The sequence below is a fragment of the Nocardia sp. CA-151230 genome, from assembly GCF_050942175.1.
Lineage (GTDB): Bacteria > Actinomycetota > Actinomycetes > Mycobacteriales > Mycobacteriaceae > Nocardia.
The window spans coordinates 8234993-8256622 of sequence record NZ_CP192061.1; the positions used below are offsets into that span (position 1 = coordinate 8234993).

Here is a 21630-nt window from a genome sequence, read left to right on the forward strand (position 1 = left end):
ATCGCGCGAGCCTTCACGAGCCTGGGCGCGCGACCGTGTGAGACTGATCGACGGAAAAACAGCCCTCCCCATCATCAGGAGGATGATCGATGACCAAATCCGGTGCGCTACCGAATCTTCCCGAACCCCTGGTTGTCACACTGGGGAATCTCAAAGGCGGCGTGGGTAAAACGACCTCCGCCTTCTTCCTCGCCTCGTATTTCGCAACGGTGCACGAACTTCGGGTGCTCGTGATCGACGCCGACCCGCTCAGCCAGACCGGTTACTCCTGGTATCGGCGGCTACAACGGGCCGAGCTCGGCATTCCCTTCGAATTGCTGGCTTTCCCGTCCCGGCACGTGAACGACTGCATCACCGACAATTCCGCGAACTACGACGTGATCATCGTCGACGCCGGCGGCGAATCGGCCGACATCTTCAAGGCCGCCGTCCCGGTGAGCGATGAGCTCGTTCTCGTCACCAGCGTCAGCCCGTCGGAGGTCAAACGCGTGCCCAGTACCTATCGCGCCGCGGAAGAGGCGGCCGCCGAACATGAAAAAGCCATCCGGGTGCGGGTGCTCATGACCAAGGTGCCGGTCACCATGAAGAACGGCGTCAATGTCTCCACCGAATACCGGACGCAGCGCGCCAATCTGGAGGACGCCGGATACGACGTATTCGAATCCTATGTGAGCGCGTGGAAGTGGTACCGCGAAGCCGCCGACGGCGAAGTCGGCGACGGCGCCGAGAATCCGATCGAGGATCTCGGCGAATACCGCACCGTCGGTGACGAATTGATACGGCCGTATCTGGAGGCCGCGCAGTCCGATCGCATGCCGGCGGAGGTGTCGGCCTGATGCCGCCCCAGCGCCGCAAGGGTTCCATCGGCGGGGGCCTGGGCCGCAACCCGCTCTCCGACGAGGCCGAGCACACTCCCCCGGTCTCGCCGCTGCGCGACGCCAAATGGCCGCGGACCCCGAAGCTGTCCCAGGCCGCGACCACGGTGCTCATGGCGCCCGCCAAACCCGCACAGCCGGAGGCGGACTCGGCGATATCCGCACCGGAGCCGGCGCAGTCGCCACCGGCTCGGGAAACGGCCGCACCGGCTCCGGCAGAGCCCGAACCGGCGGTGACCGCACCCGAACCGGATGCCGCCCCGCCCGCTTCGGCACCACCCGCCCCGGCCGCTTCGGCACCGGCCGCCCCGGCTCCGGCCCGGGCGGTCGCTCCGGCGGAGGTAGAGGCCGCGCCGAGCGTGCTCGATCTACCGCTACCCAGCACGGGTGGCGAGGGACCGCTCAGCCGGACCGAATCCGATCAGCTCGAGCTCTGCGAGTCCTCCATCGACGCGCTGCGGGTGGCCTTCTGGACCGCCGGGCGCGCCCTGCAGATCGTCCGCGACGGGCGGCTCTACCGCGCCGATCACGCCACCTTCGACGAGTACGTCGAGAAGCGGTGGGACATGCAGCGGTCCTACGCGCACAAGCTGATCCGGGCCTGGCCGCTGGCCGCCCGGCTGCACCCGCTCGCACCCGCCATCAACGAGGGACAGATCCGCGAGCTGCTGCCGGTGGCCGCGGCCCACGGCGAGGACGCGGCGGTCACCGTCTACACCACACTGGCCGCCGACGTGAAGGTCACCGCGGGCAAACTGCGCGAAGCGGTCGCGGTGCTGCCCGACGACTACGACGAGGGCACGGTGGTGCAGCGGCTGCGGGCGTGGCTGCGCGGCGACCTCATCGAGGAGCAGACGCAGACACCCGATCTGTTCAGCTCGGCGGAGTCCCGGCTCGCCGCGCTCACCCAGAAGGTGGTCAAGGGCTCCACCGACCATCCGATCGCGGCCCGCGAATTCGCGGCCAAACTGCGGACGCTGGCCGAACTCATCGAGCGCCAGATTCCGGTTACCGGGCGAATGCCCGACACCGAATAGCGTTACTCCGCATCGTCACAGCGTTACTCCGCATCGTCGAAAGGGCCCGGCCGAGTGCCGGGCCTTTTCGATGTCCGCGATCGCCACCGCGTATTCGATAGGAATAGAATCTTTCTGAAATAGCAAAAACCTATTGACTCGGACTTTGCACGCACAGCCAAGACTTCGCCCGCACAGCAAAAAGGCTCCCCGATCGCTCGGGGAGCCCTCGCATTGCGTCCGGTAGGTCTACTCGCCCACCGCGCGCCGTTCGCGGGCGCCGGCGGCGCGCTGGCGGGTGGCGCGGGCGGCCGCGGCGTCGAACAGCTCCAGGTGCTCGAACAGCGGGTCCTCGTCATCGGATTCGACCAGGACCGCCCGGCGCAACTGGGTACGGGTCTGCTCACGATCCGGGCGCGGGCTTTCGCGGCGGCGCGACTCCTCCTGGCCGTCCTCGACGCGCTTGCGGGCCAGGCGGGCGGCGCGGCGACGGCGGATGTCCTCCTCGATGCGGACCTGTCTGCGTAGGTAACCCAGGTACGCCACCAGGACCGCGCCGGACAGGGCGCACAGCCCCCACAGCACCGCCGAGACGGCGAGACCGGCGGCGGCCAGGACCAGCGTGGACAGCACCAGGCCCAGCACGGCGCGCTGACGGAAGGTGTAGCGGGCCGCCCGGGCGGCGGCGTCGGCCTCGGGATCGAAACCGCCGCGGCCGCGGCGGGACGGCACGAAATCCTCGTCCTCGTCCTCGGATTCGGACTCCGGTGCCGGTGCCGGATCGGGCTCGCGCAGCGCGGGGGTGCGGGCGCGCTGGGGCGCCTCCTGCCGTTCTTCGCGCTCGGCCTCGCGGTCGGCGTCGTCTGCCACCGCCCCATCGTTCTCGGATTCCCCCTCGGCCGTGGTGGTTTCGGGGTCCGCCTCGGACTCGGACGGCTCGGACTCGGATTCGGCCGCGATATCCGCCGCTTCGCCACCATCGGCCGAATCCCCCTCGGGCTCGGGCATTTCGGCGGGCGGCGTCTGAGCTTCGGCGATGGGCGCAGCCTCGGTGTCGACTTCCTTCTCGTCCGATGCAGCGGCGTCGTCCGATCTGGTCATCCGATCCTCCGGATCCTCGCTCGGGTGAAGCTTCCTGCGAACCGGCACGTAGTCCGGGTCGGTGTCATGTCCGGTCGCCGGACCTTTCCTGGTGCGCTGTGCGGCACCGCCGCGATGCAGGACCCGCGTGGAGAGCGCGGCGTCGGTGTGCTGCCGGATACGGGGATGACGGTTGGCCAGCATCGGAAACAGGACGAAGACCCAGAGCACCACCAAACCGATCCACAAGATCGAATTCGGCATTGCCGTCACACCTCCGTCCCGCCCAGCTCATAGTCCCTTCGACGTGCACCGCAGCGCCCACCGGTGGGTAGACAGACGCACCACCGACGTCCGAAGGTTAATTCCACACCGGGGTAATTCCCCACAGGCGCGCCGACCACACACGTAACACTAGTAACAGCCGACGCCTCGGTCGTTCTCCGGGTCCGGCCCCGGAAACCCGATTTCGCGGGGCAATTCCGGTGAGGTGCAGGCAGAGGCGGTAATCGGGCCGCCGAAATACACAGCGAGTTATCAGGCTCTGGTGGCACGTCCGGCGCGAATCAGCCTGTCCACCACCGTCCCTGAGACCTCTTCGACCGTCATGCCGACCAGCAGGTGATCGCGCCAGGCCCCGTCGACATCCAGGTAGCGCTCCAGCAGGCCCTCCTCGCGGAAGCCGACATTGCGCAGAACCGCCTGGCTGGCAAGGTTTTCCGGCCGCACCGTGGCCTCCACCCGATGCAGGCCCACCTCACCGAAGCAGTGGTCCAGCCCCAGCGCCAGCGCCGCGGTGGCCACGCCCTGCCCGCTCAGCTCGCTCGACACCCAGTAGCCGATCCACGCCGAACGCAATGCGCCGCGCACGATATTGCCCACCGTGAGCTGCCCGCTGAACACGCCGTCGACCTCGATGACGAACGGGATCATGGTGCCGCGCCGGGCCTCGGCCTTCAGCGCCGACCACAGCGCGGGCCAGTTGCTCGAGTGGTTGCGTGCCTCCCACGGGCCGCGGCCGGTCGGCTCCCACTTCTCCAGATAGTCCCTGTCCCGGATGCGAATCCGGCTCCAGGTGGAGGCATCACGCAAACGGATCGGACGCAGCGTGACGATGCCCGCGGCGACCCGCACCGGCCCCAGATGCGCCGGCCAGCCCGGATGCTGGGCGGTCCGGAAGAGGTTCACACTGTGCCCATTCGACATGCTCGAGGACCCTCCATGGTTACGCTCGCAAGCGCTCCGGAGGCGCCGCTCCACCACGCGCCCTGACCGATCATGTCGGCCTCACCCTCGCTGCGCAAGGAACGCGACCTGCACCTCGTCACCGGTGCGCACCTCGGTGACCTCGGGATCGATCACGATGAGGCTGTTGGCCTCCGCCATGGTCGCCAGCAGATGCGAGGACGCGCCGTTCGGGCCGCCCAGCGGCTGCACCAGGTAGTCGCCGGTCTGCTCGTCGCGCATGAGTTGCGCGCGCAGATACCCGCGCCGGCCCGGAATCGAGGCGATCGGCAGGATGGTCCGCGCCCGCACCATGCGCCGCATGGGATGGCGGCGGCCCAGCGCGATCCGGATCAACGGACGCACCATGACCTCGAAAACCACCAGCGCGCCAACCGGATTCGACGGCAACAGGAAGGTCGGCACCTCGTCGCGGCCCAGCAGGCCGAAACCCTGCACCGAGCCCGGATGCATGCCCACCCGGGTGATCCCCAGTTCGCCCAGGCCCTCGAGGGCCTCGCGCACCTGCTCCGACGCCCAGCCGCCGACCGCGCCCGCGATCACGACCACCTCGGAGCGAACCAGCTGGCCCTCCACCACATCTCGCAGCCGCTTGGGATCGGCGCTCACGATGCCGACCCGGTTCACGTCCGCGCCCGCGTCGCGCGCGGCGGCGGCCAGCGCGTAGGAGTTCACGTCGTAGACCTGGCCCGGTCCGGGGGTGCGGTCGATGTCGACGAGCTCGCCGCCGACCGACAGCACCGACAGCCGCGGCCGCGGATGCACCAGCACCTTGTCCTTGCCCACCGCGGCCAGCAGACCCACCTGGGCCGGGCCGATGATGGTGCCCGCGCGCACGGCCAGATCGCCGGGTTGCACATCGTCGCCGATGCGACGCACGTAATCACCGGAGCGCACCGACTCGTAGACCTTCACCCGGGCCCGGCCGCCGTCGGTGTTCTCCAGCGGCAGCACGGCATCGGCGAGGGTGGGCAGCGGCGCGCCGGTGTCCACGCGCACGGTCTGGCGTGGCTGCAGCCGGATCGGCTGACGCGAGCCGGCGGCCACCTCACCCACCACCGGCAGGCTCAGGTGCACCGAATTACCGTCCTCGTCACGGATATTCGCGCCCGCGCCGGCCACATCCACACTGCGCACGGCGTATCCGTCGATGGCGGCCTGATCGAAACCCGGCAGTGGACGCTCGGTCACCACGTCCTCGGCACACAGCAGTCCCTGGGCCTCGCTGATCGCGACCCGGACCGGCCGCGGGGCCACGGCCGCAGCGGTCACCTTGATCTGCTGATCCTCAACCGAGCGCATGCCGCCCTTCCGTTGTCTCGCCCGCCGCCGTCGACGTGTCGCCCGCCGGGCCGCTCACGCGAGTCCGGCGCCTGTCCTTCACTTCTGCCCGTTGCGGCTATTCGTACGAGGTCAGCTGGGGATTCCAGCCGGACCCGAGCCGCTGCTCGAGCCACTCCCGCAGGGCGGGACCGTATTCCTCGCGTTCCAGAGCGAAATCGACCGCTGCTCGAAGATAACCGCCCGGGTTCCCCAGATCGTGTCGCGACCCACGATGCACCACGACGTGTACCGGGTGGCCCTCCGCGATCAGCATCGCGATGGCGTCGGTCAGTTGCAGCTCACCGCCCGCGCCGGGGGTGATGCGGCGTAGCGCGTCGAAGATGGCGCGGTCCAACAGGTATCGCCCGGCGGCGGTGAAGGTGGACGGGGCGTCGGCGATGGCGGGCTTCTCCACCATGCCGTTGACCTTGAGCACGTCCTGCGGGCCGCCCGGCAGCTCCTCGACGTCGAAAACGCCGTAGGCACTGACCTCTTCCTTCGGCACGTCGATGGCGCACAGCACCGAGCCGCCGTAGGTGCTGCGCACCTTGGCCATCAGCTCGAGCACGCCGCCGGGCAGCACCAGGTCGTCGGGCAGCAGCACCGCGATGGCGGACTCGTCCGCGTCGAGCACCGATTCCGCCTGTGCCACCGCGTGACCCAGGCCCAGCGGCTCCTCCTGCACCACCGAGGTCACGTCCAGCAGCGCGGGCGCCTTGCGCACCTTCTCCAGCAGATGGAACTTGCCGCGCTCGGCCAGGGTGCTCTCCAGCACCAGGTCCTCGACGAAATGTGCGACCACACCGTCTTTTCCGGGCGAGGTCACGATCACCAGCCGATTGGCGCCGGACTCCGCGGCCTCGGCGGCGACCAATTCGATGCCCGGGGTGTCGACCACCGGCAGCAGCTCCTTGGGCACCGTCTTGGTCGCGGGCAGGAACCTCGTGCCGAGCCCCGCCGCGGGAACCACCGCGGTACGGAAGCACGACTCGGCTGCGCCGCCGTTCGACGACTCGGCTCCGCCGCCACTAGCTGTCATGAATTCACCCTATCCATCCGTCACACGCCCGAGACCGGCTCAGGGCCGCCTCGATATCCCCGAGAGCCTAAGGGGCGGGAGCGTCGAGGGCCCACCGAACGCCGGACCGGAGCAGAACTGGCAGACCGACCTGTTCATTTCATTTCAAGTTCGCCGCACTGTGACCTGTCACGTACCCAGCGGTTGTTAGCTGACACCTATGACCGACCGTGAGGATTCCCACAGCCCCGATTCCACCTCGGACAACCCGGCCGTACCCGCCGCGAACTCGCCCGACGCCGCGCGCGGGCTGAGCCGGCGCCGGCTGTTCGGCGCGTCCGCGGTGGCCGGTCTGGCCGGGCTCGCGGTCGGCACCGGCGGAACGGTCGCGCTGCGCGGCGGCGCATCGAACGCCGCGGCGTGGCCGCGCTCGGCCGAACTGGTGACCACCCCCGACCGCGCGGCCGCGCCCCGCGTCGCGGGCCTGCATCTGCAATTCGGATCCGACGCCACCCGCGAGGTGGTGGTCAGCTGGCACACCACCGGATCGGTCACCAAGCCCACCGTGCGCTACGGCCCCGCCGACGCCGGCTTCGGCAAGAGCGTGCAGGCGGAGACCCGGACCTACCGGGATGCCAAGTCCGGCATCGAGATTCAGGCCCACCACGCCCGGATCACCGGCCTGTCCCCCGACACCGATTACGTATACGCCGCCGGGCATGACGGCGCGCCGCCCGAACTCGGTACCATCCGCACCGCGCCCGCGGGCCGCGCCAAGTTCCGGTTCACCAGCTTCGGCGATCAGGGCACCCCCACCGTCGGCAAGATCGTCGACGGCAAGGCGCTCAACGACAACCTCGGCTCCCAGTACGCCGGCGACGTCACCTCGGCGGTGGAATCGCTGGCCCCGCTGTTCAACCTGGTCAACGGCGACCTCTGCTACGCCAATATCGCCACCGACCGCATCCGCACCTGGAACGACTGGTGGGCCAACAACTCTCGCTCCGCCCGCTACCGGCCCTGGATGCCCGCGCCCGGCAACCACGAGAACGAGCTCGGCAACGGACCCATCGGATACCAGGCGTTCCAGACCTATTTCACCGTCCCGGACTCCGGCGGCGAGGACCACGCCAGGGGCCTCTGGTACTCGTTCACCGTCGGCGGCGTGCGGGTGATCGCGGTCGCCAATGACGACATCTGCCTGCAGGACGGCGGCAACTCCTACGTCAGGGGCTACTCGGGCGGCGCCCAGAAGCGCTGGCTGGAGGGCGAACTGGCCCGGGCGCGGACCGACAAGGGCATCGACTGGGTGGTGGTGTTCATGCACCAGGTCGCCATCTCCTCGGCCGACAAGTTCAACGGCGCGGACCTGGGCATCCGGCAGGACTGGCTGCCGCTGTTCGACAAATACCAGGTCGACCTGGTGCTGTGCGGGCACGAACACCATTACGAGCGTTCGCATCCGGTGCGCGGGGTGACCGGGTCCGAGACGCTGACCCCCAGGCCCGCCGACACCCGCAAGGACATCGTCGACACCAGCAGGGGCACCGTGCACCTGGTGATCGGCGGCGGCGGCACCTCCTCGCCGTCGAATCAGCTGTTCTTCCCCGGCGACAAGTGCCGGGTGATCACCGCGGTCGGCGAGGTGGATCCGGCCACCGGCAAGAAGGCGCCGGTGTACGTCCTCGAGGATGCGCCCTGGTCGGCCTTCAAGGACGCCGAACACCCTTACGTTTTCTGCGCTTTCGACGTGGACCCGGGTCAGCCGGGCGGCAACACCACCATCACCGGCACCTACTACGCCCTCACCGGGCCGACCAGCGACCTGAAGGCCGTCGACACCTTCACCCTCACCCGGCCGCGCTCGGACCGCTGACCCGCCCGTCCTAGGGTGGAAGCGTGACCGACGAGCGGGACAAGCGCGCCTGGCGCGAGGAGATCCTCGCGCGGCGCAGGGCGCTGCCCGCGGCCGACCGGGAGCGCGAGGCGGCGGCTCTGGCAGCGGCGGCCGGGGCGCTCGCCGACGCGGAGTGGGTGTGCGCCTACGTGCCCGTCGGCGGTGAGCCCGGCTCGCTCGCCATGCTCGACGCGCTGCGGGCCGCCGGGGCGCGGGTGCTGCTGCCGGTCACCGGCGAACCCGGTCCGCTGGAGTGGGCCGAGTACACCGGGCCGTCGGGTCTGCGGCGCGGGCGGTTCGGGCTCCGGGAACCGGAAGGCGCGCCGGTCGCGAATGGGATCGCGAAGGCCGCGGCGATTCTGGTTCCGGCATTGGCGGTGGACCGGCGCGGGGTTCGATTGGGGCGCGGGGCCGGTTATTACGATCGAAGTCTGAGCGCCTGCCGCGCCGACGCGCGATTGATCGCGGTGGTGCGCGACGACGAACTCGTGGAGCGTTTGCCGGAAGAGTCGCACGACCACCGAATGGGGTGGGCACTGACCCCGCTCGGGGGGCTGCGGCGGCTCGAAGATCGGGTCGGGAATTGACACCCGATTGGCAGCGTTGGCACTGCCAGCTGTAGAGTGCTAATTCGACGAAGAGCGTGGAGGTTTCCCGATGCCTACTTACTCGTATGCATGCACCGAGTGCGACAACAAGTTCGACATCGTGCAGTCCTTCTCCGATGACGCGCTGACCACCTGCGACCAGTGCAACGGCAAGCTGCGCAAGCTGTTCAACTCGGTCGGCATCGTCTTCAAGGGCAGCGGGTTCTACCGCACCGACAGCCGCAACGGATCGACCTCCTCCGAGCCGGCCAAGTCCTCGTCCACCTCCTCGGAGAGCAGCAGCTCCAGCTCCACGGCGTCGAGCTCCTCGACCTCGGCCTCGTCGACCAGCGGCTCCAGCACCTCCGCCGCCTGATCCGAGTTTCTCCACAGGCTTTTCGTTATCCACAGCCCGGGTTCCGCCCGGGCCTGTCGGTACCGGGGCGGCCGTACGCTGCCCCGCATGACGCGACCGTATCGAGCCATCCTTCAGCTGTTCCGTAGCCGCCTGATCTGGGCGGACGCGGTGCTACTGCGGCGGGCCGGGGCGGTCGCGCTGCTCGTTCTGGCGGGGTTTCTGGCCGTGCGCGCCGACCCCGCGGCCGGACACACCCCGGTCCTGGTCGCCACCCGGGATCTACCACCCGGACAGGTGCTGGGCGAGGGCGATCTGCGGGTCGCGGCGCGGGAGACGGCGACCCTGCCCGCCGGCGTCGTGCGGGAGGCCGCACGGCTGCGCGGAGCCACCCTGGCGGGCGCGCTGGCGGCCGGTGAGATCGTCACCGAGGTCCGGGTGGTGGGGCCGCGGCTGGCGGCGGTGGCGGCGCAGTCCGCCGATGCGCGCATCGTCCCGATTCGCTTGGCGGACAATGCCGTTGCCGAAATCCTGCGGGCCGGGGACCGGGTGGACGTGGTGGCGGGCGAGGACTCGGGCGGGGGCGGGCGTCCCGCGCGGCTGCTCGCGGCCGACGCGGCCGTGGTGCTGGTGTCGGGGACGGAGAACTCGCGCGGGCGCACCGACCGGATCGTGCTGGTGGCATTGGATTCCCGGCGGGCCGCCGCGGTGGCCGCGGCCTCGCTGCGGACGGCACTCACCGTCGTGTTCCACTGAACCGGGCCGCCGGTGAACTAGCATCGCCGTATACCCCCATTACCCTGCGTTCGATCCCTCCGGTAGAGGAGCTTCCGCAATGCTCAAGGGTTTCAAGGATTTTCTGATGCGCGGCAATGTCATCGACCTGGCGGTGGCCGTGGTCATGGGTACCGCCTTCGTCGCCATCGTCACCGCGTTCAGCGACGGTATCATCACCCCGCTGCTCGCCGCGTTCGGCGGCAACAGCCAGCTCGGCCTGGGCTTCCAGCTGGTGGCCGACAAACCGGCGACCTTTGTGGCCGTCGGCCCGATCATCACCGCGGCCATCAACTTCGTGATCATCGCGGCCCTGCTCTACTTCGTCATCGTGCTCCCGTACAGCAGGGCCAAGAAGCTGTGGGGCGCCGCGGAGGACCCGGTCACCGACACCGAACTGCTGACCGAGATCCGGGACCTGCTGGCCGCGCGCAGCGCCGGCGGCAAGCACGAGATGTAAAGGGGGACACAGCAATATCGGAGCGGGATACAGCAAACGGGCCCGGCGCGAAAAGCGCCGAGCCCGTTGCCATTACCAGCTAGCGGGCTTTACCCCAGGCTGAAGGGCTGGCCCCACAGGGTGACCCAGCTGATGACGTTGTCGGTCTCGACCTCGACGCTCACGAAGGAGCGCGCCTGGGCGTAACCGGCACAGCCGTTCAGGCCGATGGTCTCATCCGACCAGGTCACCGAACCGTCGGTGCCCTTGAAGGCGTTGCGGACCTTGTGGGCTTCCTTGCCGTAGTCGTCCGGCATCTCCAAGTCGAGGATGTAGAACGACTTGGCCTGCCCCGGACCCAGGGTCAGGTTGGCACCGGTGTTGGCGCCGGCCTGCGGGGTGACATTGCCGGAGTTGTCCCAGCTGGCACCGCCGGTCGCGCCACCGTTGACGTTGCCGCCATCGATGGTGACCTGGCAGCCGACCACGTAACCCGGGAAGATCTTGCCGCCGGTGGCGCTGGTGTCACCGGAGATGTGGACCTGCGCCGACGCCGAGACCCAGGCGTTGCGGTGCACGGGGGTGGCGCCCAGGGACGGGCTGATGTTGGCGGACTCGCCGACCAGCTTCACCGTGACAACGGTGCCGTCGGACAGGGTCTGGGTGATTTCGCCGCCCGGCAGCGGCACGAAGGTGTCGGCGTTCGCCGCACCGGTGGAGAAGAGGCCAAGGGCGGCGGTGGCAACGGCACCTACACCGGCCGCCCGCGCCACGGTCTTACGGATACTCATTTCTGTTTGTCCCTCGTGGGTCGAATTCGCTTATGCGAGAAAGGATTTGGCGGGTCGAGACCACGTCAGCCGATGCTGAACGGCTGTCCGTAGAGCGTGGTCTTCGAGTAGTCGTTGCCGATGATTTCGACAGTGGTGTACGCACGCGCCTGGGCGTACCCCGCGCAACCCTGAATCTGCATCTCCGCATCCCGGTACTCGACCGAGTAGGTGCCGGACTTGGTGATGTCCTTGGAGTCGATCTGAACGAAAGCGACCTGGCCGGGGCCGAGGTTGACGCCGATGGAACCACCGACGCCCGCGCTGTTCAGGCTGACATTGCCGGAGATACCGGCGGAGATGGCGTCCTCACCGATGCTGATCTGGCAGCCGACGATGTAGCCGGTGCTGATGATCGACGAACCATGGGTGGACGAATTGTTCGAACCCGGGCTGTTGGTCGGGCCGTTCCACGGACCGACGGTGCCATCCGGAGTGTCGACGACGGCGCTCGCGGCGCCGCTGACCCATACGACACGACCCGCGCCATTGGCGGCGAGCGACGGCGACACGATCGCGTGCTCACCGGTGCGGGTGATGGTGACGGTGCCCGCCGGGTTCACCTTCTGGCCGTCCGGCAACGGCACGAAGGTGTCGGCGTTAGCGGCACCAGTGGAAAAAAGGCCGAAGGCCACGGCCGCAGCCGCGCCGATGCCCGCAATGCGGGCAGCGGTACGCGCACCGTGGGTGCGGTTCTCGCTCATACTTCCCCTCATCAGGTTTCAAGCAGTTCAACCTCGACCACCGAGGTTGAAATGGGACCCTTCCGAATCCCCGGTTGAGTTTGTCGCCACATTGTTGCCACCGTGTTACTGGTCACAAATTCTTTTGGCGTAGCGACGCAGGGCACTTTACATCACAGGAGTGGGCTCTGAGACGTGAGCGAACAGAGTCGATCACTCGCCAACACAAACCCGCAGGTATGTCGAGAAAGTCGCGGATAGCAAAAGGGGCCCGGCGCTAATCGCACCGGGCCCCTTCGGATTCCGCTGGGCGGAAACTGATCAGCCGAGACCGAAGGGCCGACCCGACAGCATGTAGGCGGCGATGACGCTGTCGGCCGCGACCTGGACCGCGACGAACGAGCGCGCCCGGGCGTGGCCGCCACAGCCGCTCAGGTTGATGGTCTCGGCGATGGAGCCGCCAGGCAACGGCATGAAGGTGTCGGCGTTGGCGGCGCCGGTCGGCAGGAGGCCGAAAGCCACGGAGGCCGCCGCGGCAACGTCCGCGACACGGGTCGCGCGACGCAAACCGACGGTCCGGTTCTCGCCCGTAGTTCCCCCATCAGTTTTCTTTCGGACAACCCCGACCACCGGGGCTGGAGAGGCCATTACGACACGGGATTCCGACACAAGCAACGCACGAGCATGCTACTCAAAACCGTTCTAGCCGCAGCTTTGATGACCGATGAGAGATCTTTGGCGTGCTAGCTATCAAATGGCAACAATCTTATGACGGACGCAACAGAGCAGATAACAGCGCCATGGCAATTCTCTGGCGAATAACACCGTAAGGCCGTGAACAGGCATGCGGCATCTACGGCGTATAGCTGGATATGAATACGTCGCGAGCGCGACCGTGATACGGCAGCAGACTCAGCCGTGATGCGGCGGAACTTGGGACCGCAGCCAATCATCGGAGGATCGGCCGGATTCGGGCTCGGGAGTGCGCTCGTCCGTGGTCGTGGACGGCAGCTCGTCACCGAAGATGCGCGCAAGCCGGGCGCGCTCCGCGGGTGTCAAACGACGAGACCCCGCCCGGCGCTCGGCCGGACGGGGTGGTTCCGAGGTCTCCGATGACCCTGAGGTCTCGGATGACTCCGAAGGCTGCTCGGCGTCGATCATTCCGACAGACCGGACAGTTCATCGATGACCCGGCTGGCCAGCGGGCCCAGGGTGGCCATGCCGTCCCGGATCGCGGCGCGCGAACCCGGCAGGTTCACCACCAGCGTGCTGCCCGAGACCCCGGCCAGACCGCGGGACAGACCCGCGTCCAGCGACCCCGAGGCCAGCCCGGACGAACGCAGCGCCTCGCTGATACCGGGCAGCACCCGGTCCAGCACCTCCTCGGTGGCCTCCGGGGTCACGTCACGCGGCGACATGCCGGTGCCGCCGACCGAGATGACCAGGTCGACACCACCGATCACCGCGGTATTGAGCGCATTGCGGATCTCCACCTCATCGGCCTGCACCGACACCGAGGCGTCCACCAGGAACCCGGCCTCGGTGAGTAGTTCGGTGACGAGCGGACCCAGCGAGTCCACCCCGCCATGGGCGGTTCGATCGTCGACGACCACGACAAGAGCACGGCCCGCAACAGCGGTATCGATTTCCATGGTGCTCACCGTAGCGCCCTTGTCCGACAACAGCTCCCAGCCCCCGTCCCCGGTGACGCGAATCGCCGGGGTCGTTTCTCTACCGCTCTCGTGAATCATCATCGGCCGCCCTCCGCAGCTGCCTCGCCGAGAGTCACCTCGACGGTCTTGGGGTTCTTGCCCTGGTCGTCGGTGTAGGTCACCTTGACCTTGTCGCCGGGCCGGTGCGAGCGCACCCCGGCGATCAGCGAATTGCCCGAATCCACAATCTGGTCATCGATTTTCGTGATGATCGCGTTCTTCGGAATGCCGGCCTTGGCGGCCGGGCCGTCGGGCGACACGTCCATTACGCGTGCGCCGTTGACGTCGTCCTGCGCCCGCACGGTCACCCCGATCTGGGCGTAGGTGGCCTTGCCGTTCTTGATCAGCTCGTCGGCCACCCGGCGCGCGGTGTCCACCGGAATGGCGAAGCCGAGGCCGATGGAGCCGCTCTGCGCGCCCGCCGACTCGGCGGTGCCCATGGTCGCGATGGCGGTATTGATGCCGATCAGCTTGCCGCTCATATCGACCAGCGCACCGCCGGAATTGCCCGGGTTGATGGCCGCGTCGGTCTGGATGGCGTCGATGACGGTGCCCTGCGAGCCCGGCTCACCGCTCGTGGAGACCGGGCGGTTGAGCGAGGACACGATGCCGCTGGTCACGGTGCCCGCCAGGCCCAGCGGCGAACCGATCGCCACCACGCCCTGGCCGACCTGCAGGCTCGCCGACTGACCCAGGTCGATCGGCTGGAGACCGGTCTTGCCGGTGACCCGGATGACCGCGACGTCCGACACCGAATCCGCGCCCACCACGGTGGCCGGAGCGGTCGTACCGTCACTGAAGGCCACATCCATCTTGGCGTTCTGGCCCGCGCCGCTGACCACATGGTTGTTGGTGAGGATCAGGCCGTCCGAGGACAGGATCACGCCCGACCCCTCGCCCTCGGCCCGCGCGCCGGCGACCCGGATCATGACCACGCTGGGCAGCACCTTCTGCGCCACCGCCTGCACCGAACCCTCCGGCGCGGGCGCGGTCTTGCCATTGCCGATCGGCTGATCGAGTGCGTTGGTCACCGTGGAGCGGGTGTCGCTGTGGTGGGTGGCCAGCGCGCCGACCGCGCCACCGATGCCGCCGCTGAGCAGCGCCAGCACCACCGCGCCCGCGACCAGACCGGTGCGCCCGGACCGCGTGGGCGCGGGCCCGACCGCGTAGGGCATGCCGGGCGCGCCCGGCATGCCCGGGCCGCCCGGTGCACCCGGAATCACCTGTGTCGGATGTTGTCCGGTGGCGTACCCGGCCCCCGACGCCGCGTACGCCTGCCCGTAGGCACCGGCCGGGATCTCCTCGGTCGGATGCTTGCCGGCCCCGTACTGCTCCGAATAGGGCTGCGCCCCTCCGAAAGCCGCGCCGTAGGCCGGCGCACCGTAACCCGCGCCGGGCAGGATCTGGGTCGCCGGGTCCGCGCCGGAGGCGGGGCCGCCGGCACCCGGATAGCCCGGTGCCGCGGGACCCGGAACCGGTTGTCCCGCAACGCCTGAACCGGGTCCGACCGGGACTCCGGGGCCCGCCCCCTGGGGGACGCCAGTGGAAAAGGGCTGCGCCGCACCGAATCCGGCGGGAGCCGCGGAGGCGGGGGTCGCCGATCCGGGGGCGGCGGCCGGTCCGGCGGGGGCCGGATGGCCCGGCTGCGCCGGTGGCGTCATTCCGCCCGGCGCGGCGGGAGCGGCCGGCTGCGACTGCGGGGCCGCGGAGGCGGCGAAGCCGTCGAAGGGCCTGGATCCGGCCTCGGGGGTGGCGGAGCCCGCGGGGTCGCGCTTGGGCAGGCCGGAGGCGGTGGCATCCGGGGCGTCGCCTTCGGGCTCCTTGCCCTGCGTGTTCGAATCCTCGGTCATTTCTCGTTTTCTCCTCGAGTCTCGTCGCCAAGCCTGGCGGGAACGACTGAGAGTGGACTGAGACCGTGCTTGCTTTTCGCCGAGCTTTCCGGCGCTCAGTCCGGCGCCGAGTCGGGCAGCGGCGGTGCGCCTTCTCCAGGCAGCACGATACGGATCAGAGCGCCGCCGCGGTCGGAAGTATCGATGTTGATGGTGCCACCGTGTTTGGTCACCACCTGCTTGACGATGGCCAGGCCGAGTCCGGATCCGGGCATGGAGCGCGAGGCGGTGGTCCGGTAGAAGCGTTCGAACACCAGTTCCCGCTCGGCGGGCGGAATGCCGGGCCCGGCGTCGTCGACGGCGAACTCCAGCAGCCCGCGCCCGCTCTCGCGCATGGTGACGAAGACCTTGGCGCCCTCGGGGCTCCATTTGGCCGCGTTGTCGAGCACATTGAGCAGTGCGCGTTCCAGTCCCGGTTCGTCGCCGTAGATGAACCAGGGGCGCAGCTCGGCATCGAATTCGATTCCGGTGCGCCGCCGCCGGACTCGTTCCAGCGCCCGCTCGGCCACGTCGCCGAGGTCGATCTGCTCGTAGACGGTCTCGGGCGCGTCCTCGCGGGCCAGGTCGACCAGATCGCCCACCAGCGTGGACAACTCCTCGATCTGGGCCATCACGTCGGAGCGCAGTTCGGCCATGTCCTCGTCGGGGATGCGGGGCGCGCCCGGCCGGGAGGAGGCGATGAGCAGCTCCATATTGGTGCGCAAAGAGGTCAGTGGCGTCTTCAGCTCATGGCCGGCGTCGGCGACCAACCGGCGCTGCCGTTCCCGGGATTCGCCCAGCGCCCGCAGCATGGTGTTGAAACTCTCGGTGAGCCGGGCGAGTTCGTCGTCGCCGGTCACCGGGATGGGCGTCAGGTCGTCGGTGCGGGCGATGCGCTCGGTGGCCGCGGTGAGCCGGGCGATGGGCCGCAAGCCGGTGCGGCCCACGGTGGTTCCGGCCGCCGCGGCCACGATGACCCCGCAGCCGCCGACCACGAACAGCAGCCAGGCCAGCCGGTCCAGCACCTCCTTGGTGGGCTGCAGCCGTTGCGAGACGACCAGGGTGGACCCGGAGTGCGTGCGCCGCGCCAGTACTCGCTGATCTTCGACGGTGCGCAGCGAGAAGCTGATCTCGCCCCGGGCCACCCCGCGCTCCTGATTGCCGATGGGCGGAATGGTGGTCTGCGGGGGCACGTATTGCGACTGATCCGGGAAGACCAGGGCGACGCCGACATCGCTGGAGTACAGCCCGGCGAACACCAGCGACTGGAAGCCGAGGCTGTCGAGGTTGTTGTCGATCATCACCGAAGCTCGCGCCCGCAGTTGCGAATCCACGTCCGCGTACAGCGAGCGCGCCACCATGGCGTAGGCGGCGATGGAGGTGAAGGCGACCGCGACGGCCACCACGGAGGCGGCCAGCAGCGTGACCCGCCAACGTAGTGAGACCGAGCGGGTCAGCGGCATGGGCGGCCGCAGCTCGGCCGACTCCGGACGCGACCCGAGTCCGGCGACCACCGGCCGCCGGGGAACGGTTCTTCCCACGAGCACGGCTCCTACGGCGGGGTCTCGCGCAGCACGTAGCCGACGCCGCGCACGGTATGGATGAGACGCGGTTCACCGTCGGCCTCGGTCTTGCGGCGCAGGTAGCCGATGTACACCTCGAGCGCATTGCCGGAGGTGGGGAAGTCGTAGCCCCACACCTCCTCCAGAATGCGGCTGCGGGTGAGCACACGACGGGGGTTGGCCATCAGCATTTCCAGCAGCGAGAACTCGGTGCGGGTCAGGCTGATCTGGCGTTCACCGCGGGTGACCTCGCGGGTGACCGGATCCAGCGACAGATCGGCGAAGGCCATGGCCTCCGAGAAGGCGTCGACCGGATCGCCGGCGGTGCGGCGCAGCAACGCGCGCAGCCGGGCCAGCAGTTCCTCCAGAGCGAAGGGCTTGGGTAGGTAGTCGTCGGCGCCGGCGTCCAGTCCGGCGACGCGTTCGGAAACCGAATCCCGTGCCGTGAGTACCAGAATCGGCAGATCGTCGCCGGTGCTGCGGAGCCGGCGGCACACCTCGAGCCCGTCGAGCCGGGGCATCATGACGTCCAGGACCAGGGCGTCGGGTCGCTGACTGGCGGTCTTCTCCAAGGCGTCGAGACCGTCGACCGCGAGGTCGACGGTGTATCCGTTGAAGGTCAGCGAGCGACGCAGCGATTCCCGGACCGCGCGGTCGTCGTCGACTACCAGAATGCGCATGGCAACCAGTCTGCCCACAGCGACTGAGAGGTGACTGAGAAGGTCCCCTTCGACACGCCGGACGAGTGAGGCGGATGACCTGCGCGTTTCACGGAGGGCCGATGCCAAGTGGTTGCGGTGTCACCCAAATTCGCGCGAAACCCGTTGCGGGAAGGCCGCATTCGGGAACTAAACCTCAAAGTCCTACGAATTGCCGTTAGTCATCTCACGCGGTATGTTGCAGGCCGTAAAAGAAGACCCTTAGTTGGTTCCGCGCGGGTTCGACCCCAAAGCCGCACAACCGCATACGTACCCGAGGGTCAATCGTGAAGCGGAGGCGACGGAAGCGGGATGGAAGCAGCACCCCGGTCCTGGCAATTCAGCCTGTCCAACTGGCCCGTTACCCGCAAGGTCGGGATCGTGCTGGTGCTCCCGGTGCTCCTCGCCGCGACCTTCGCGGTACTGCGCATCAACAGCGAATTGCAGACCATTTCGAAACTGAGCGCGGCGACCGAGCAGATGGACGTGCTCCGCCCCACCATCAAGTTCCTCGTCAGCAGCAATGAACTCGCGGTCGCCGCGATCACCGGCGGCAATCAGGACGTCGACCCCGACCTCGACGCCGCCACGGCCAAGTTCGATCAGGCCCAGGCCGAACTGGAGACAGTCCTCAAGTCCTCCAACGCCGATCCGGGTGTCACCAAGGAACTCGGCGCCTCCATCGCCGTCGCCAAGACCATGCGCAACAGCCTGCGCACCAGCTCCCCCCAGACCATCGGCGATCAGGTCGACGAGGTGCAGACCCGGGCGCAGAACGCGCTCGCGGGCGCGCCCACCGTCGGTGACCTCCGGGTGCAACAGTCCTTCCTGCAGTTCGGTGCGGCCGAGACCGCCTCCCGCCTGCTCACCCAGGAGCGGATCATGCTCGCCGCGCCCGGGGCGGGTTCCAATCCGGCGCTGCGGACCAAGCTGCTCACCGCCATCGGCGCCGAGATCACCATGATCGAGGTGTATCGCGGCATGGCGCCGGACGCGGCGCAGAACGCGAACACGCTGAAGGACAATGCCGGCGCGCGTGTCGGCATTCTGATGCAGAACGTGCTCGATCCGGGCAGCCTGCCTGCCATGCAGGACTCGTTGCGCGGCAGTGCCGACGCCTACGAGAAGGAAGTGTCCGCGGTCGCGAACTCGATGGACTCCAAGCTGGCCCAGCTCACCACCGAGGCCCGCAACAACGTCCTGCGCGACACCTCCATCGTGATCGGCATGCTGCTGGCCGGTCTCGCGCTGGCGCTGGTGGTGGCCCGCTCGCTGGTCGTCCCGGTCCGCCGCCTGCGGCGAGACGCCTTGCAGGTGGCCCACATCGACCTGCCGCAGGAACTCGAGGTGGTGCGCGCCGGCGGCGCGACCCCGGAGATCTCGCCGGTCGACGTGCACACCACCGAGGAGATCGGGCAGCTGGCCCGAGCCGTCGACGACATCCACTCCCAGGCCCTCCACCTGGCCGCCGAACAGGCGCGACTGCGCCTGCAGATCGGCAACATGTTCGAAACCCTCTCGCGCCGCAGCCAATCCCTCGTGGAGCAGCAGCTGTCGCTGATCGAGGAGCTCGAGCGCGACGAGGACGACTCCGAGCGCCTGCAGTCGCTGTTCCGCCTCGACCACCTCGCCACCCGCATGCGCCGCAACGGCGACAACCTGCTGGTGCTGGCCGGAACCGCGCTGCGCCGTGGCCATCTCGCGCCGGTGCCGTTGTCGGACATGCTGTGGTCCTCGGTCTCCCAGGTGGAGGACTACCAGCGCGTGGAGATCGGCACCGTGCCCGACGGCATCGTCGCCGGTGAACCCGCCGTCGACATCGAGCACCTGCTGGCCGAGCTGATCGACAACGCGCTGCGCTACTCCCCGCCCACCACGCCGGTGGCGGTGTCGGTGGCGCGCGCCGTGGACGGCGGCTATCTGATCGAGATCACCGACCGCGGCCTCGGCATGAACGCCGAGGACCTGCAGGGCATCAACGACCGACTGGCCTCCGGTGGCGAGGTCAATGTCGAGACCGCCCGCCGCATGGGTCTTTTCGTCGTGGGCCGCCTGGCCAAGCGGCACAACATCACCGTCAGCCTGCGCCGCACCTCCGCCATGGTGCAGCAGCCGGGCATCACCGGCAGCGTGCACCTGCCGGGCAGCCTGGTCTCGCCCGCGCCGGAGCGCGTCGGCGACCCCACCGGTCAGTACCCCGTCGCCTCCCCGCTGCCGGTGCCCCCGGCGGCCCTGGCCTCCGGCCCGATCGCGATGCCGTCCGGGCCGATTCCGGTACCGCCCGGCCCGATTCCGGCGCCCTCGGGCCCGATCACGGGCCCGCAGCCCGTGCTCGCCCCGCCGCGGCTGACCCCGGTGCCGAACCTGCCCGAGCCCGCCGCGGCCACCACCACCGGGCGTTTCACCAGTTCCGGGCTGCCGCAGCGCAAGCCGGGCCCCGACACCGGTGAGCAGCCGATCGTCCCCGCGTTCGCCGAGCCGCCGCAGGCGGCACAGGTGCAGGACCGGTTCTCCGACGGCTTCACCGACGCATTCACCGAACCCGAGGACGCGCGTGCCTACAGCGTGTCCGCGCTGCGACCGGAACCGGCTGCGCCGCAGCAGAGTCCCGCGCCGATGCACTACTGGGGAGAGGCGCGCACGTCCGAGCCGGAGCCGACTCCCGAGTCGGTCCGGATGCCCGAGCCCGTCGCTCCCGGCCCCGAGCCGCAGATCGCGGAGCCGGCGCGGGGCTGGAATCCGAACGGTCCCGACACCGGCAGCTACTTCGGCAACGGGTACAGCGCCTTCGGCGACAACGATCGGCCCACGATCCCGGTCGCCGACCCCAACGGCAGCGCGAACCGCAACGCCGACACCATTGTTCGCGGCGACGAGGCCGCACCCACTGCCGCGCGCCCGGTCGCTCCCCCGCCCGGCCTGCGTCCGGTCGGCGCGGCCCCGACCCCGATCTATCAGCGCATGGTCTCCGAGTGGCTGGTGGAACCGGCCGACGGGAACCAGAACGGCGCCGCCTGGTCATCGAGTTCGGACAGCGGCTGGGCCGCGGCCGAAGAGGCGGCCAACCCGACCACAACCAGTCGCACCGAGGGCGGCCTGCCGATTCGGCGACCCGGCGCCCAGCTGGTGCCCGGTGCCGTCGCCCAGGACGACGACGGCAGCGGCCGCAATCCGGACGAGATCCGCGACAGCCTGTCCAGGCATCTCAGCGGCGTCCGCTCCGGGCGGGCCGACTCCCAGTACAACGACGGAGGGCATGCATGACCGACACCCAGCGCACCACCACCGATGAGAATCTGAACTGGCTGGTCACCCGCTTCACCCGGGAGGTACCGGGCGTCTCGCACGCCGTGCTGGTCTCCGCGGACGGTCTGCTGCAGGCCACCAGCCCGCACCTGCCGGCCGACCGCGGAGAGCAGCTGGCCGCGGTGACCGCCGGTCTGGCCAGCCTGTCCGCCGGGGCCGCACAGCTTTTCGAGGGCGGCAAGGTGATGCAGTCCGTCGTCGAGATGCAGCGCGGCTACCTGCTGGTCATGAGTGTCGGCAACGGCTCGCATCTGGCGGTGCTGGCCAACAAGCAGCACGACATCGGCCGCATCGGCTACGAAATGGCCCTACTGGTCGACCGGGTCGGGTCCGTGGTCTCGGCCACCGCCCGCACTGCCTAG

General features: G+C 69.2%; 20 protein-coding genes. 9 read left to right on the forward strand and 11 right to left on the reverse strand.

The features are described from left to right. Positions 1-89 precede the first annotated feature (89 nt). On the forward strand, positions 90-836 hold the full coding sequence (locus ACQP1O_RS38745) for a ParA family protein (protein WP_433563270.1): 747 nt from the start codon (positions 90-92) through the stop codon (positions 834-836). Then, positions 836-1912 (forward strand): hypothetical protein, encoded by a 1077-nt coding sequence (locus tag ACQP1O_RS38750; protein WP_433563271.1) that lies wholly within the window; start codon positions 836-838, stop codon positions 1910-1912. Before ACQP1O_RS38745 ends, ACQP1O_RS38750 begins: the two co-directional genes overlap by 1 nt. Positions 1913-2140: 228 nt before the next feature. On the opposite strand, the gene sepX is transcribed toward ACQP1O_RS38750, so the two are convergent. The 4 genes from sepX to ACQP1O_RS38770 all read right to left on the reverse strand — a co-directional run bounded on the left by sepX (position 2141) and on the right by ACQP1O_RS38770 (position 6578). Next, positions 2141-3235, reverse strand: coding sequence for a divisome protein SepX/GlpR (sepX, locus tag ACQP1O_RS38755; protein WP_433563272.1), 1095 nt, complete (start codon positions 3233-3235; stop codon positions 2141-2143). Positions 3236-3508: 273 nt separating this feature from the next. Beyond that, positions 3509-4177: a GNAT family N-acetyltransferase gene (locus ACQP1O_RS38760; protein ID WP_433563273.1), complete on the reverse strand. Its 669-nt coding sequence runs from the start codon at positions 4175-4177 to the stop codon at positions 3509-3511. 81 nt (positions 4178-4258) lie between these two features. Further along, the gene (gene glp, locus ACQP1O_RS38765; RefSeq protein ID WP_433563274.1) at positions 4259-5518 is read right to left on the reverse strand and encodes a molybdotransferase-like divisome protein Glp; all 1260 of its coding nucleotides are present in this window, start codon (positions 5516-5518) and stop codon (positions 4259-4261) included. A gap of 97 nt (positions 5519-5615) precedes the next feature. Then, positions 5616-6578, reverse strand: coding sequence for a UTP--glucose-1-phosphate uridylyltransferase (locus ACQP1O_RS38770; protein ID WP_433563275.1), 963 nt, complete (start codon positions 6576-6578; stop codon positions 5616-5618). A 199-nt stretch (positions 6579-6777) separates the two neighbouring features. Between ACQP1O_RS38770 and ACQP1O_RS38775 the strand changes: the two genes are divergently transcribed. From ACQP1O_RS38775 to mscL, 5 genes are all read left to right on the forward strand, one after another. Then, entirely contained in the window at positions 6778-8433 is a 1656-nt protein-coding gene (locus tag ACQP1O_RS38775; RefSeq protein ID WP_433563276.1) for a fibronectin type III domain-containing protein, read from the forward strand. A gap of 23 nt (positions 8434-8456) precedes the next feature. Further along, the gene (locus tag ACQP1O_RS38780) at positions 8457-9041 is read left to right on the forward strand and encodes a 5-formyltetrahydrofolate cyclo-ligase (RefSeq protein WP_433563277.1); all 585 of its coding nucleotides are present in this window, start codon (positions 8457-8459) and stop codon (positions 9039-9041) included. A 70-nt stretch (positions 9042-9111) separates the two neighbouring features. Further along, positions 9112-9417 carry an FmdB family zinc ribbon protein gene (locus ACQP1O_RS38785; protein ID WP_433563278.1) on the forward strand — a complete coding sequence of 102 codons (306 nt, stop codon included), beginning with the start codon at positions 9112-9114 and terminating at the stop codon, positions 9415-9417. Positions 9418-9504: 87 nt separating this feature from the next. Next, entirely contained in the window at positions 9505-10152 is a 648-nt protein-coding gene (locus ACQP1O_RS38790) for an SAF domain-containing protein (RefSeq protein WP_433563279.1), read from the forward strand. 79 nt (positions 10153-10231) lie between these two features. Next, positions 10232-10630: a large conductance mechanosensitive channel protein MscL gene (gene mscL, locus ACQP1O_RS38795; protein ID WP_433563280.1), complete on the forward strand. Its 399-nt coding sequence runs from the start codon at positions 10232-10234 to the stop codon at positions 10628-10630. Between the two features lie 89 nt (positions 10631-10719). Here mscL and ACQP1O_RS38800 read toward each other — a convergent pair whose 3' ends face one another. The 7 genes from ACQP1O_RS38800 to ACQP1O_RS38830 all read right to left on the reverse strand — a co-directional run bounded on the left by ACQP1O_RS38800 (position 10720) and on the right by ACQP1O_RS38830 (position 17944). After that, positions 10720-11400, reverse strand: coding sequence for an MspA family porin (locus tag ACQP1O_RS38800; protein WP_433563281.1), 681 nt, complete (start codon positions 11398-11400; stop codon positions 10720-10722). A gap of 65 nt (positions 11401-11465) precedes the next feature. Next, positions 11466-12143: an MspA family porin gene (locus ACQP1O_RS38805; protein WP_379442256.1), complete on the reverse strand. Its 678-nt coding sequence runs from the start codon at positions 12141-12143 to the stop codon at positions 11466-11468. A 300-nt stretch (positions 12144-12443) separates the two neighbouring features. Next, on the reverse strand, positions 12444-12644 hold the full coding sequence (locus ACQP1O_RS38810) for an MspA family porin (RefSeq protein ID WP_433563282.1): 201 nt from the start codon (positions 12642-12644) through the stop codon (positions 12444-12446). A gap of 635 nt (positions 12645-13279) precedes the next feature. Further along, positions 13280-13774 carry a MogA/MoaB family molybdenum cofactor biosynthesis protein gene (locus tag ACQP1O_RS38815; RefSeq protein ID WP_354836561.1) on the reverse strand — a complete coding sequence of 165 codons (495 nt, stop codon included), beginning with the start codon at positions 13772-13774 and terminating at the stop codon, positions 13280-13282. A 98-nt stretch (positions 13775-13872) separates the two neighbouring features. After that, complete coding sequence (locus tag ACQP1O_RS38820) at positions 13873-15132, reverse strand: S1C family serine protease (protein ID WP_433567936.1); 1260 nt, start codon at positions 15130-15132, stop codon at positions 13873-13875. Between the two features lie 647 nt (positions 15133-15779). After that, a complete protein-coding gene (locus ACQP1O_RS38825) occupies positions 15780-17165 on the reverse strand; it encodes an ATP-binding protein (RefSeq protein ID WP_433567937.1) in 1386 nt (461 codons plus the stop codon). 89 nt (positions 17166-17254) lie between these two features. Next, a complete protein-coding gene (locus tag ACQP1O_RS38830) occupies positions 17255-17944 on the reverse strand; it encodes a response regulator transcription factor (RefSeq protein ID WP_402766135.1) in 690 nt (229 codons plus the stop codon). Between the two features lie 330 nt (positions 17945-18274). Between ACQP1O_RS38830 and ACQP1O_RS38835 the strand changes: the two genes are divergently transcribed. Both ACQP1O_RS38835 and ACQP1O_RS38840 read left to right on the forward strand, forming a co-directional pair. Further along, the gene (locus ACQP1O_RS38835) at positions 18275-21226 is read left to right on the forward strand and encodes an ATP-binding protein (protein ID WP_433563283.1); all 2952 of its coding nucleotides are present in this window, start codon (positions 18275-18277) and stop codon (positions 21224-21226) included. After that, entirely contained in the window at positions 21223-21630 is a 408-nt protein-coding gene (locus tag ACQP1O_RS38840; protein ID WP_433563284.1) for a roadblock/LC7 domain-containing protein, read from the forward strand. The genes ACQP1O_RS38835 and ACQP1O_RS38840 overlap by 4 nt, the downstream gene beginning before the upstream one ends.

Bases quoted from the DNA above. Each gene is read 5' to 3' on its own strand.
- ACQP1O_RS38745 (WP_433563270.1), top strand. From the start codon at position 90: ATGACCAAATCCGGTGCGCTACCGAATCTTCCCGAACCCCTGGTTGTC.
- ACQP1O_RS38750 (WP_433563271.1), top strand. From the start codon at position 836: ATGCCGCCCCAGCGCCGCAAGGGTTCCATCGGCGGGGGCCTGGGCCGC.
- sepX (WP_433563272.1), bottom strand. From the start codon at position 3,235: ATGCCGAATTCGATCTTGTGGATCGGTTTGGTGGTGCTCTGGGTCTTC.
- ACQP1O_RS38760 (WP_433563273.1), bottom strand. From the start codon at position 4,177: ATGTCGAATGGGCACAGTGTGAACCTCTTCCGGACCGCCCAGCATCCG.
- glp (WP_433563274.1), bottom strand. From the start codon at position 5,518: ATGCGCTCGGTTGAGGATCAGCAGATCAAGGTGACCGCTGCGGCCGTG.
- ACQP1O_RS38770 (WP_433563275.1), bottom strand. From the start codon at position 6,578: ATGACAGCTAGTGGCGGCGGAGCCGAGTCGTCGAACGGCGGCGCAGCC.
- ACQP1O_RS38775 (WP_433563276.1), top strand. From the start codon at position 6,778: ATGACCGACCGTGAGGATTCCCACAGCCCCGATTCCACCTCGGACAAC.
- ACQP1O_RS38785 (WP_433563278.1), top strand. From the start codon at position 9,112: ATGCCTACTTACTCGTATGCATGCACCGAGTGCGACAACAAGTTCGAC.
- ACQP1O_RS38790 (WP_433563279.1), top strand. From the start codon at position 9,505: ATGACGCGACCGTATCGAGCCATCCTTCAGCTGTTCCGTAGCCGCCTG.
- mscL (WP_433563280.1), top strand. From the start codon at position 10,232: ATGCTCAAGGGTTTCAAGGATTTTCTGATGCGCGGCAATGTCATCGAC.
- ACQP1O_RS38800 (WP_433563281.1), bottom strand. From the start codon at position 11,400: ATGAGTATCCGTAAGACCGTGGCGCGGGCGGCCGGTGTAGGTGCCGTT.
- ACQP1O_RS38805 (WP_379442256.1), bottom strand. From the start codon at position 12,143: ATGAGCGAGAACCGCACCCACGGTGCGCGTACCGCTGCCCGCATTGCG.
- ACQP1O_RS38815 (WP_354836561.1), bottom strand. From the start codon at position 13,774: ATGGAAATCGATACCGCTGTTGCGGGCCGTGCTCTTGTCGTGGTCGTC.
- ACQP1O_RS38825 (WP_433567937.1), bottom strand. From the start codon at position 17,165: ATGCCGCTGACCCGCTCGGTCTCACTACGTTGGCGGGTCACGCTGCTG.
- ACQP1O_RS38830 (WP_402766135.1), bottom strand. From the start codon at position 17,944: ATGCGCATTCTGGTAGTCGACGACGACCGCGCGGTCCGGGAATCGCTG.
- ACQP1O_RS38835 (WP_433563283.1), top strand. From the start codon at position 18,275: ATGGAAGCAGCACCCCGGTCCTGGCAATTCAGCCTGTCCAACTGGCCC.
- ACQP1O_RS38840 (WP_433563284.1), top strand. From the start codon at position 21,223: ATGACCGACACCCAGCGCACCACCACCGATGAGAATCTGAACTGGCTG.